Raw genomic sequence first — 13,456 nt, 5'->3', positions numbered from 1 at the left:
GTACGTCGAAGCGCTCCGGTCGTCGCTGAAGGAAGTCGACCGGTTGCGACGGGCGAACCAGCAACTGGTCGACGCGGCGACCGAACCGATCGCGATCGTCGGTATCGGCTGCCGGTTCCCGGGTGGTGTGTCGGCACCGGAGCAGCTGTGGCAGCTGGTCTCCGACGGGGTGGACGCGGTGTCGGGCTTCCCCACCGACCGCGGCTGGGATGTGACTGGCGGATTCGCCCGGCGGGGCGGATTCCTGCACGACGCCCCCAGGTTCGACGCGGAGTTCTTCGGCATCTCGCCGCGCGAGGCGTTGGCGATGGACCCGCAGCAACGGCTGATGCTGGAAGTGTGCTGGGAGGCGCTGGAACGATCGGGTATCGACCCGTCGTCGCTGGCCGGCAGCCGAACCGGGGTGTTCGCCGGGTGCAGCAGCCAGGACTACGTCGTCGGACTCGGCGGGATACCCGACGAGGTCGAAGGCCACCTGATGACCGGGAACTCGACCGCCGTGATCTCCGGCCGGGTGGCGTACACGCTCGGGCTGGAAGGTCCCGCGGTGACGCTGGACACGGCGTGTTCGTCGTCGTTGGTGGCCATCCACCTGGCCGTGGACTCGCTGCGGCGCGGGGAATGCACCCTCGCGTTGGCCGGTGGTGTCACGGTGCTGTCGACGCCGGGTGTCTTCACCGAGCTGTCCCGGCAAGGTGGCCTGGCACCGGACGGGCGTATCAAGGCGTTCGCTGCGGCAGCGGACGGAACCGCGTGGGGTGAAGGTGCGGGGATCCTGGTGCTGCAGCGCCTCTCGGACGCCGTCCGCTCCGGACGCGACATCCTGGCTGTCGTCCGCGGCAGTGCCGTGAACCAGGACGGCGCGTCGAACGGGCTGAGCGCGCCGAATGGTCCGTCGCAGCAGCGGGTGATCAGCCAGGCGCTGCGCAATTCCGGTCTGACCGCTGTGGATGTGGATGCGGTCGAGGCGCACGGCACGGGGACGAAACTGGGTGATCCGATTGAGGCGCAGGCTTTGCTTGCGACGTATGGTCAGGGTCGGGTTCGTCCGTTGTTGTTGGGTTCGGTGAAGTCGAATCTTGGTCATACGCAGGCGGCTGCTGGTGTTGCTGGTGTGATCAAGATGGTGATGGCGATGCGGCATGGTGTGTTGCCGAGGACGTTGCATGTTGATGAGCCCACGTCTCATGTGGACTGGTCTGCTGGTTCGGTTCAACTCGTTACCGAGCGGGTTGTGTGGCCGGAGGTGGGTCGTCCTCGGCGGGCTGGTGTGTCGTCGTTCGGTATCTCCGGCACCAACGCACACGTCATCGTCGAACAAGCACCGACACCCAGCGAACCCACGGTGGATGAGCCGGTTGAGGGTTCCGTGCCATGGCTGTTGTCGGCGCGCACACGCGAAGCCTTGCTGGCCCAGGCGGATCGCCTGCTCGGGCACTTGGCGACCGTCGCGGAGCCCGCGGTCGCCGACGTGGCGCACTCCTTGCTCACCACCCGTGCGACTCACCCACACCGCGTGGTTGTCCAGGGCACGGACCTGGCACAGTTGACGGCCGGTCTGGTCGCCCTTCGCGACGGAGCGGGTGCGGACAACGTCGTGTCGGGGACGGCGATGGGCACCGATGGCCCCGTGTTCGTCTTCCCTGGCCAAGGTGGGCAATGGGTTCGGATGGGACTGGAGCTCGCCGAGAGCTTCCCCGTCTTCGCGCGTCGGCTGGACGAATGCGGTGAGGCGCTGACCGCCTGGGTCGACTGGTCACTGGCGGACGTGTTGGGCGACGAGACGATGCTCAGCCGGGTCGACGTGGTGCAGCCCGCGCTCTGGGCGGTGATGGTGTCGCTGGCCCACCTCTGGCGTTCGCTGGGCGTCGAGCCCGCGGCTGTGGTGGGGCATTCGCAGGGAGAGATCGCCGCGGCGTGCGCCGCGGGCGCGCTGAGCCTCGCCGACGGGGCACGGATCGTCGCTGTGCGGAGCAAGCAGCTGCGAGCGTTGTCCGGTGGTGGCATGGTTTCCGTGATGCTGCCGGTGCGCCAGGTGGAAGACCTGGTGCGGCAGTGGGATGGCCGGGTGTCGGTCGCCGCGGTGAACAGCCCTGTCTCCGCTGTGGTGTCGGGCGATGCGGACGCGCTCACCGAACTGGTGGCACTCTGCGACGCGCAAGGCACACGGGCCCGCCGCGTCGACGTGGACTACGCGTCGCATTCCGGCCGGGTCGAGCAGATCCGCGACGAGTTGGTGTCCGCTCTCCGCGGTGTCGAACCGCGTGCGGCCGACGTGCCGTTCTACTCCACGGTGACCGGCGACTGGCTGGACGGCGACGAACTGGACGCGGAGTACTGGTACCGGAACCTGCGGGAACCGGTCAGGTTCGAGGAAGCCGTCCGCGGGCTGCTGACATCCGGCCACCACGTCTTTGTCGAGGCCAGCCCGCACCCCGTGCTGACCGTCGGTGTCCAGCAGACCGCCGAGGCCGTCGACGTCGAGGTGGCTGTCACCGGGTCGCTGCGTCGGGACGACGGCGGTCGTGACCGGATGCTGACGTCGATGGCACACCTGCACGTCCGCGGCGTCGCAGTGGCATGGGACGAGGTCGTGCCGAAAGGGCGGCTGACTGCCCTGCCGACCTACCCCTTCCAGCACCAGCGGTTCTGGCTCGCGGACTCGGCCCGCCGAACCGGCGTGGCGGCAGGAGGCCAGGGCCTGGTCTACCGCGTGGACTGGCGGCCGTTGGCGATGTCCGCGGCCGAGTTGACCGGGCAATGGCTGTTGGCTGTCCCGGCGGGCGACGGGGTGTGGCCCGGTCGGCTGGCCGGGTTCGGTGACGCCACCGTCGTGGTCGAACTCGCCGACACCCGGCGTGAGGTCGTCGCGGAGCAGCTGCGTACGGTGATCGCCGACCACCCCACGGGATTCGCCGGTGTTCTGACTGCAATGGACACGAACGGCGTTGTGCCGCTTCTGCAGGCATTGGGTGACGCCGGGATAGCGGCGCCATTGTGGTGCTTGACCGAAGGTGGCGTCACGATCGACGGCGGCGCCGTGGATCCGACCGCCGCGCAGCTGTGGGGGCTGGGCAGAGTCGCTGCGGTCGAGTTCCCCGACCGGTGGGGCGGTCTCGTGGACGTGTCCGCCGAGTGGACGCCGGAGATCGCCGAGCGGCTGACCTCGGTGCTGGCAGGCGCGGGCGGCGAGGACCAGATCGCACTGCGCGAATCCGGTGCCATGGTCCGGAGGCTCGTTCGGCTCGACCCGGACCGCGCCGGAGTCAACGATCCGTGGCAACCCACGGGCACAGTGCTGGTCGCCTGTGCGGATGTCGCGATGGCACAACAGGTCACCGACTGGGCTGAGGGTCTCGGCGCGGACCACGTCGTGGTCGCCGATCCGGCCGACCGTGCCGGACTGGCCGAACTGCTCGGGCGTCTCGCCGAGCAGGGAACGCCGGTGACCACTGCGTTCTACGGCGCCCCCGGAGCCGAACTCGCCGCGCTCGAAGGACTGGACGCCACCGACATCGCCGAAGTGGTGGCGCACGCCGTCACCGGCGCGGCCGTCCTCGACGGACTGCTGGACTCGGAATCGGCGCAACTGGTGCTGTTCAGCTCGGTCACCGGTGTCTGGGGGAGCGCTGAACACGCCGCGTTCTCGGCGGCCAACGCCCACCTGGAAGCGCTCGCCGCACAAAGGCGCAGCCGCGGACTGCGGGCGACCGCGGTCGCGTGGGGACTGTGGGACCTCGGCGACGCCATGCGCCTGCCGGACGGCGCGACGGCCGAGCAGGTCCTCGGCCACGGCGTGAACCTGCTCCACCCGGCGGTGGGGCTGCGGGCGTTGCGTGACGTCCTCGGCGGGACCGAGAACTCCGTTGTCGTCGCGGACATCGACTGGCCGCGGTTCACCGATGTCTACACCGCGCTACGACCCAGCCCGCTGTTCGAAGACCTGCGCGGTACGGGTGAGGACACCCGACCGGCGGACGAGGGTGACCCGGTCAGGCAACGGTTCGCCGCGATGCCCGAAAGCGAACGACGGCGTGCGCTGCTGGAGATCGTGCGCACGGAGTCGGCTGCTGTGCTGCGGTACTCCGGTGCGGACGGCGTGCGACCGGACCGCCCGCTCAAGGAACTCGGTCTGGACTCGTTGACGGCTGTCGAGTTGCGCAACCGGCTGGGCGCCGCGACCGGGCTGCGGCTGCCCACCACTGTCGTCTTCGACCACCCGACGGCCCGGGCACTGGTCGACCACCTGTTGGCGCTCATGGGCCCGGACTCGGCCGACGAGACCGGGCGGTCGCAGGTCGCCGCGGTGGACACGGACGACCCCATCGTCATCGTGTCGATGGCCTGCCGGTACCCCGGCGGGGTCCGGTCCCCCGAGGACCTGTGGCAGGTCGTGTCCGAAGGACGCGACGTCGTGTCCGCGTTCCCCACCGACCGGGGGTGGGACCTCGACGGCCTCTTCGCCCCGGGATCACCGGTCACGTCGCACACCCGTGACGGCGGTTTCCTCTACGACGCCGCCGACTTCGACGCCGCCTTCTTCGGTATCAACCCCCGCGAGGCACTGGCCATGGACCCGCAGCAGCGACTGCTGCTGGAAACCTCATGGGAAGCGGTCGAGCGAGCGGGGATCGACCCGTTGTCGCTCGCCGGTGAACAGGTTGGGGTGTTCGTGGGCAGCAACGTCCAGGACTACGCCGCCGGGCTGATCGACGCGGGCGGTGAGACTGCCGGTTACGTGGGGACAGGACACACAGCGAGCGTGATGTCCGGCCGGATCGCCTACGCCCTCGGGCTCGAAGGGCCCGCGGTCACGGTGGACACCGCGTGTTCGTCGTCCTTGGTGGCGCTGCACCTGGCCGCGCAGGCCCTGCGGTCCGGCGAGTGCTCCCTCGCGTTGGCCGGCGGGGTCGCGGTGATGTCGTCCCCCACGATGTTCATCGAGTTCAGCCAGCAACGCGGGCTTGCCGCGGACGGGCGGTGCAAGGCGTTCGCCGCGGCAGCCGACGGCACCGGCATGTCCGAGGGTGTGGGCATGCTGCTGGTGGAGCGGCTGTCGGACGCCAGGCGGCGCGGCCATGACGTGCTCGCTGTCGTCCGCGGATCCGCGGTGAACTCAGACGGCGCGTCGAACGGGTTGACCGCGCCCAACGGGATGTCCCAGCAGCGGGTGATCCGCCGGGCACTCGCGTCCGCCGGACTGGCACCGGCCGACGTGGACGCCGTGGAAGGCCACGGCACCGGGACCGTTCTCGGTGACCCGATCGAAGCGCAGGCCCTGATCGCCGCGTACGGCCAGGACCGGGACCGGCCGCTGTGGCTGGGATCGCTGAAGTCGAACATGGGCCACGCCCAGGGCGCCGCCGGTGTCGCCGGCGTGATGAAGATGGTGCTGGCGATGCGGCACGGTGTGCTGCCACGGACTCTGCACGTCGACGAGCGGACTCCGCACGTCGACTGGGCTACGGGTGACGTCCGGCTGCTCACGCAACCGGTGGACTGGCCCGAGCACGGCCGTCCGCGTCGTGCCGGTGTTTCCTCCTTCGGCATCAGCGGCACCAACGCGCACGTCGTGCTGGAGCAGCCACCAGCCGCCGACCAGGCCGACCCCGTCGCGCGACCGGCACCGGCACCGGTCGTCCCCTGGGTGCTTTCCGGTCGTGACGCGAAAGCACTGCGGGCACAAGCTCGCTCGTTGCTGGACCGGGTGGTGGCGCAACCGGGAGCCGACGCGGTGGATGTGGGCTTCTCGCTGGCCACCACACGGTCGGCGTTCGAGCACAGAGCGGTCGTGCTCGGCGGCGACCGCGCCGAACTCGTGCGGAACCTCACGGCGTTCACCGGTGGCGACGCGCTCAGCGCGGTGACGGGGACCGTGTCCGCCGCGCCCGGGTTCGCGATGTTGTTCTCCGGGCAGGGGTCCCAACGACTCGGGATGGGCAGGCAGCTGATGGCCTACCCCGCGTTCGCGTCGGCGTTCGGCGCTGCGACGGCCTTGCTGGACGAAGGGCTCGGCAGTTCGGTGCGTGACGTGATCTGGGGCGACGACCCGGAAGCAGTCGACCGGACGATGTTCGCCCAAGCAGGACTGTTCGCCGTCGAAGTGGCGCTGTTCCGGCTGGTGGAGTCGTGGGGTCTCGAACCCGACGTGCTGGTTGGCCACTCCATCGGCGAGGTGGCCGCGGTTCACGCCGCCGGAGTGCTGTCACTGCAGGACGCGGCACGGCTCGTCGTCGCACGAGGACAGTTGATGCAGGCGCTGCCCAGCGGAGGGGCGATGGTCGCCGTCACGGCACCACTCGCACGCGTCGAGGAGGAGTTGGCCGGCCGGGCGGATGTCGGCATCGCGGCGGTCAACGCCCCGACGCGCGTTGTGATCTCCGGTGCCCATGCCGCCGTCTCCGACGTTGCCGAAAGCCTGGCTGGGGAGGGCTTCCAGACCCGGCGGCTGCGTGTGTCACACGCCTTCCACTCGTCCATGATGGAGCCCATGCAGGCGCGGTTCGCGACCGCGTTGTCCGGCCTGCGGTTCGCCGAACCACGGATCCCTCTTGTGTCCACTGTGCTCGGAGCATCCAGTGAAGACATGCGGTCGGTGGGCTACTGGGTCCGCCAGGTGCGCGAGCCGGTCCGGTTCGGGGACGCCGTGCGGCGCCTGGTGGACCGCGATGTCCGGCGGTTCGTGGAGATCGGCCCGGGTTCGGCGTTGACCACGCTCGCGCAGGACTGCCTGTCCGGCGAGGAGACGGGCGTGTTCGTACCCACCCTGCGCCGGGACACCGACGAGACGCAATCGGTGACCGAGGCGATCGCACGGCTGCACGTCTCCGGTGTGTCACCGCGGTGGGCAGCGTACTTCGAGGGCGCACGTCGGGTGGACCTGCCGACGTACGCGTTCCAACGTGAACGGTTCTGGGTGAACGCCTCGCGTGCGGCCCCGGCGGATCAGCCCGCGGCCGATCGCAGGCAGTACCGGGTCGACTGGACCCCGTTCGACGCCGGCCCCCGTGACCTGGAGGGAACCTGGCTGGTCGTCGCCCCCTGGGGAGCGCAGGAGTGGGCTTCGGCGCTGGCGGACCGGATGGCCGCCCGCGGTGCCGACGTCGTGGACCTGGTGATCGAGGACGACGCCGTGAGCCGGCAGGCGATGGCCGGGCGGATCGCCGCACGGGTCGCTCCGGACTCCGTTGCCGCGGTGGTGTCGCTGCTCGGTATGCGGGAGCGGTCGCACCCGGACCACTCCGCGGTTGCTGTGGGGCTGTCCGCGACGACCGCGTTGGTCCAGGCGATGGCAGACCTGGACGTGCCCGGCAGGGTGTGGTCGGTCACCAGCGGCGCGGTGTCCACGCCGGGGCAGACGCAACCACTGCGTCCGAGGCAGGCACAGGTCTGGGGACTGGGCAGGGTCGCGGCGATGGAACACCCCCAGTCGTGGGGCGGCCTGATCGACGTCCCCGCTGCGGCGACGGCCGGCCTCGCGGACCGGGTGATCGCGGTCGTGACCGGTCCGGAGGACCAGGTCGCCGTTCGCGAGCAGGGTCTGTTCGCGCGACGACTGCGCCGGACGACGGGCAAACCCGCGCGCACCGGGTGGGACCCGGCCGGGAGCTCGGTGCTGATCACCGGCGGCACTGGTGCCTTGGGGATGCGCGTCGCGCACTGGCTCGCCGATCGTGGCGTGCGCAAGGTGGTACTGGTCGGGCGACGGGAGCCTGAAGCGGCGCGACTGGCCGAACTGGACGGCGTGGACGCGGTCGCCGTCTCGTGCGACGTGTCCGACCGCGACCAGGTCACCAAGTTGCTGGACCTGCACCCGGTGGACGCGGTCGTGCACGCCGCGGGGGTGGTGGCCGACGGGCTGCTGGAAACGATGGACCCCGCGCGTCTCCAGGAAGTCCTCGCCGCCAAAGCCACGGGAGCCGACCACCTCGACGAGCTGACCAGGGGGCGCGAGCTGTCCGCGTTCGTGGTGTTCTCCTCGATCGCCGGTGTGCTGGGCACTCGGGGCCAGGCCAACTACGCGGCGGCCAACGCCCACCTCGACGCGCTCGTGTTGCGCCGCCGTGCCGAAGGGCTGGCAGGGACCTCGATCTCGTGGGGCGCGTGGGCAGGGGCGGGGATGGCCGGTCACCTGCTCGGCGACGACACCGAGGAGCAGTTGCACCGTCGCGGGTTGCGAGCGCTGGATCCGCGGGTGGCGATCGCCGTGCTCGAGGAAGCCGTCGACCGGGACGAGGGCTGCCTGACGGTGGCGGACATCGACTGGGAGCGGTTCGGGCCGTTGTTCACGCTGGGCAGGCCGAGTCCGCTGCTCGACGACCTGCCGGAGGCCCGGGGGCGATTGTCCGATGAGGATGGCCTGATGGCCGGGAGTGACCTGGTGCGCGACCTCGAACGGACACCTGACGCCGAACGCCGCCAGGTGCTGGTCGATGTCGTGCGGCGGCACGCGGTCGCCGTGCTGGGGCATCGGGACATCAGCGTGGCCGGGCCGGAGAAACCGTTCAAGGACCTCGGGTTCGACTCGATGACCGCGGTGGAGCTGCGCAACAGCCTCGCCGCCGCGACCGGGTTGAAGCTGTCCGCCACGCTCCTGTTCGACTGGCCGACGCCGGTCGCGCTGGCCGAACAGTTGCGGACCCAACTGTTCGGCGCGGTGCGGGAGGACGACGTCCTCGGCGAGGTCGACCGCCTCGGCGTGCGGCTGGCGGCGATCGACGTGGCCGGGCCGCAGCGGGCGCGGATCACCGCGAGGCTGCGGGAACTGGTGGTCCAGTGGAGTGCGGGCGGTTCGGGTGGCTCGGCCGCCGAATCGCTCGGCGAGGCGTCGGACGACGAGATGTTCGACTTCCTCAAGAACGAGTTCGGCATCTCTTGATCGGCTTGCGAAGGAGATTCTCGGGATGAGTGAGGACAAGCTCCGCAACCTGCTCAAGCAGGTGTCGACGGAGCTGTACCAGACCCGCGAGCGGTTGCGGGAGCAGATGGCCGCACGAGCCGAGCCGATCGCGATCGTCGGGATCGGCTGCCGGTTCCCCGGCGACGTCACGTCTCCCGCGGACCTGTGGGACCTGGTCGCGGACGGCCGCGACGCCGTGTCCGGCTTCCCGGCCGACCGGGGCTGGGACTTGAGGCCGGTGGCGGGCGGGTTCGCGCGCGAGGGCGGGTTCCTCGCCGGTGCCGCGGACTTCGACGCCGAGTTCTTCGGCCTCTCGCCGCGCGAGGCCACCGGAATGGACCCGCAGCAGCGGGTCGCGCTCGAGGTGGCGTGGGAGGCGCTGGAACGCGGCGGGTTCGACCCCACCGGCCTGCGCGGCAGCCGGACCGGCGTGTTCGTCGGCTGCAGCGGGCAGGACTACACCGCCGGGATGCGGTCGGTGCCCGAACCGGTCGAAGGTCACCTGATGACGGGGAACTCCGCGGCCGTGATCTCCGGGCGGATCGCGTACACCCTGGGACTCGAAGGACCCGCGGTGACACTGGACACGGCGTGTTCGTCGTCGCTGGTCGCCCTGCACTGGGCGGCTACGGCACTGCGCTCCGGGGAGTGCGACTTGGCGCTGGCAGGCGGCGTGACCGTGCTGTCGACCCCAGGTGTGTTCGGTGAGTTGTCCCGGCAGGGTGCTCTGGCCGCGGACGCGCGGTGCAAGGCGTTCGCCGCCGGCGCGGACGGCACAGGCTGGGGTGAGGGTGCCGGTGTACTGGTGCTGCAACGCCTTTCCGACGCCGTGCGCGCCAACAGGCGCGTCCTGGCCGTGATCCGCGGTAGCTCGGTCAACCAGGATGGTGCGTCCAACGGTCTGACCGCGCCGAACGGCCCCGCGCAGCAGCGGGTTGTCCAGCAGGCGCTCACCAGCGCCGGCGTCGCGGCGTCCGATGTGGACGTTGTCGAGGCGCACGGCACGGGCACGGCGCTCGGCGATCCCATCGAAGCGCAGGCACTGCTGGCCGTGTACGGCCAGGACCGCCCGGCCGATCGGCCGCTGCTGCTCGGGTCGGTGAAGTCGAACATCGGCCACACCCAGGCGGCGGCCGGAGTGGCCGGTGTGATCAAGATGGTGATGGCGATGCGGCACGGTGTGGTACCCCGGACGTTGCACGTCGACCGGTTGACTCCGCAGGTCGACTGGTCCTCCGGTGCCGTGCGGGTGCTCGTCGAGGCCGCGAGGTGGCCTGAGACCGAACGCCCGCGCCGGGCGGGTGTCTCGGCGTTCGGCATCAGCGGAACCAACGCCCACGTCATCCTCGAACAGGCGCCGCTCGACGATCCGGCCGACCCAGTCGTCGCCGAGGGGCCAGTACCGCTGTTGCTGTCCGGCAAAACCGAACAGGCGGTGCGTGATCAGGCACGGCGGCTGCTGACGGCGCCGAAGGCGTCAGTTGTTGACCTCGCGCACTCGCTCGCGACGAGCCGGTCACTTTTCGGCCACCGTGCTGTGGTCGTGGCGGACGACGAAGGCTACCTACCCGCCTTGCGGGCGTTGAGCGACGGCGACCCGCAGCCCGGGGTGGTGCGCGGAGCCGCGGCCGAGCAGACCGGTGCGGTGTTCGTCTTCCCGGGACAGGGCGCGCAATGGGCCGGGATGGGCGTGGAACTGGCGGAGTCGTTCCCCGTCTTCGCGCGACGGCTCGACGAGTGCGCCGAGGCGCTGAGCCCGTACATCGACTGGTCCCTCGCCGACGTGCTGCGCGACGAGGAGTCGCTTGAGCGGGTCGACGTCGCGCAGCCCGCTTTGTGGGCGGTCATGGTGTCGCTGGCGGAGTTGTGGCGTTCGCTGGGCGTGCGTCCCGCGGCGGTGGTCGGCCACTCGCAGGGCGAGATCGCCGCCGCGTGCGTCGCGGGTGTGCTCTCGCTGGCCGACGCGGCGCGCGTGGTGGCGCTGCGGAGCAAGGAACTGCTCGCGTTGGCGGGCGCGGGTGGCATGGTGTCCGTCATGGCGCCCGCGGACCAGGTGCGGCCCATGTTGGCGCAGTGGGAAGGACGCCTGTCGATCGCGGCTGTCAACGGTCCGGCCACTGTGGTGGTGTCCGGTGAGGATCCGGAGCTGACGCGGTTCGAGGAGCTGCTGTCGTCGGCCGCCCTGATGCGCTGGCGAATCCCCGGTGTGGACTTCACGGCGCACTCGGCGCGGATCGACGACCTGGAGCCCGCGCTGCGCCGGCACCTCGACGGGCTGCGCCCGAACGAGGCGACCGTGCCGTTTTTCTCCACTGTGGACTGCGACTGGCAGGCGGGCCCGGAGCTGGACTCGGCCTACTGGTACCGCAACCTCCGTGAGCCGGTGCGGTTCGAGGAGTCGGTGCGGGCGCTGTTGGCCGACGGGCACCGGGTCTTCCTCGAAGTGAGCGCGCACCCGGTGCTGGCACCGGCCCTGTCGGAGATCGTCGACTCGGCCGCGACCGACGCGGTTGTGGCCGGAACGTTGCGGCGCGCCGAAGGTGGCCGTGCGCGGATGCTGACCTCGTTGGCGGAGCTGCACGTCCGTGGCGTCCAGGTGGACTGGACGAGCGTCGTGCCAACCGGCCGTCCGGTGGAGCTGCCGACCTATCCCTTCCAGCGCAGGCGCTACTGGCTCGCGGACTGGGCGCAGCCGGAAGCCGTCCCGGATCGTCCGTCGGCGCAGCGGCTGCGGTACGACGTGCGGTGGCAGCCCGTGACCCCCGGCCCGGTCGGGATCACGGGAACGTGGTTGGTGCTGACCCCAACCGCCGACGTGACGGACTGGCTCGACGGCCTGCGGCAGCACGGCGCCGAGGTCGTCCAGGTGGCCGCGGATCCCACCGAGTACGAGGAACTGGCCGCTCGGCTGCGCGCCGAGACCTCGGCCAGGCCGGACGGGTTCACCGGTGTGGTGTCGATGCTCGCGCTCGACGCCCATGAGCACGGCGCCCAGCGCGCGTCAGCTGTGCTGCTGGCGCTGCGCGAGGCGGAGATCGACGCTCCTTTCTGGGCTGTCACGAGGAACGCCGTGCCGGCCGGGGGAACGGTCCCCGATCCGCGGCAGGCGGAGGTGTGGGGATGGGGCCGTGTGGCGGCGCTCGAGTCTCCGCTGGGTTGGGGCGGCCTGGTTGACCTGCCCACGGATGCCGATACCGGTGCGGAGTCCGGTGGGTTGCTGGCGGCGGTGCTGGCGGGGACCGGTGAGGACCAGGTGGCTATCCGATCGACCGGTGTTCTCGCGTGCCGTCTCGTACGGACACCGTCCGTAGCCAACGTCGTCACCACGATCACCGGCACCGCGCTGGTCGCCAGTGGTGACGACGCTCTGGGCAGGCAGATCGCGAGCTGGCTGGAGGACGCGGGAGCCGAGCGCGTCGTGCTGACCGGTGCCACGGCGCAGGATGACCTGGCCGCGTTGCTCAAGGACCTCGAAGGTGACGGGACACCCGTGTCCACGGTCGTGCACGCGCCAGGCCCGGTCGACCTGACGCCGTTGGCGGACCTCGCCCCCGAACAACTCGGCGCGGCGGTGTCACGGCAACTGGACGGCGTCGCACAGCTGGACGACCTGCTGGACAAGGAGTCGGTGCGCCTCGTGCTGTTCTCGTCGGTCGCCGGGGTGTGGGGCGGCAGCGGTCACGGAGCCGTGGCAGCCTCGGCCGCCCATGTGGCCGCGGTCGCCGAACGGCGGCGAGCCCGTGGGTTGCCGACGACCGCGATCGCGTGGGGCCCTTGGGACCGTGACGAGTCGAGCGCGCAGATCCGCCGTTCCGGTGTGCTCCCGTTGCGCGGTGACGACGTGTTCGCCGTGCTGCGGCAGGCACTCGACGCCGACACGGCGGCGCTGGTCGCGGTCGACGTCGACTGGCCCCGTTTCGCCGATCTGTTCACCGTCGCGCGGCCGAGCCCGTTGATCGACGGCCTGCTCGACGCGGACCAGCCGGACCCACAGGACACACCGGGGTCGGGCGACTTCGTGGCGCGACTGTCCGGCTTCGACGCGGAAACCCGGCACCACGAACTGGTCGAGCTGGTGTGCAAGCACACCGCGGTCGTGCTCGGCCACCCGGCAGGCACGGCGGTCGACCCGGCGAAAGCCTTCCGGGACCTGGGTTTCGAGTCGATGAACGCTGTCGAGCTGCGCAACAACCTCAACGCCGCGACGGGACTGCGGCTGCCGGCCACCGCGGTGTTCGACCACCCCGCGCCCGTGGTGCTGGCCCGGCACATCCACGCGGAGCTGTTCGAAGCGCCGCAGGAGGACCCGCTCGAGAAGGCACTCGCCCGGCTCGAGTCGGTCGTCGCCGCCGCGGACGGACGGGCGGACGCGGACAGGACGGCCGCGCGCCTGCGCGGCCTGCTGGCGGTGTGGACGGGCAAGAGCGGCACGGGGCCGGACCTCGGCGACGCCTCCGACGACGAGCTGTTCGACCTCATCGACAGCAATTTTGGCAGGACATGAACCACCCAGCCGGGGCACTGGAACTCATCTCACCGCGTTGTGATTGGACGGTT

2 pseudogenes are annotated in these 13,456 nt (G+C 70.9%); both read left to right on the top strand.

The features are described 5' to 3' along the window. Positions 1 to 13 precede the first annotated feature (13 nt). A pseudogene (locus AOZ06_RS61570) lies at positions 14 to 8,878 on the top strand (type I polyketide synthase); the annotation flags it as partial. 49 nt (positions 8,879 to 8,927) lie between these two features. Continuing rightward, positions 8,928 to 13,403 (top strand): annotated as a pseudogene (locus tag AOZ06_RS61565) (type I polyketide synthase); the annotation flags it as partial. Between the last annotated feature and the right edge of the window lie 53 nt (positions 13,404 to 13,456).

The sequence above is a fragment of the Kibdelosporangium phytohabitans genome (genome assembly GCF_001302585.1).
In the GTDB taxonomy this organism is placed as follows: Bacteria; Actinomycetota; Actinomycetes; order Mycobacteriales; family Pseudonocardiaceae; genus Kibdelosporangium; species Kibdelosporangium phytohabitans.
This window is presented reverse-complemented; position numbering and strand designations above follow the sequence as displayed.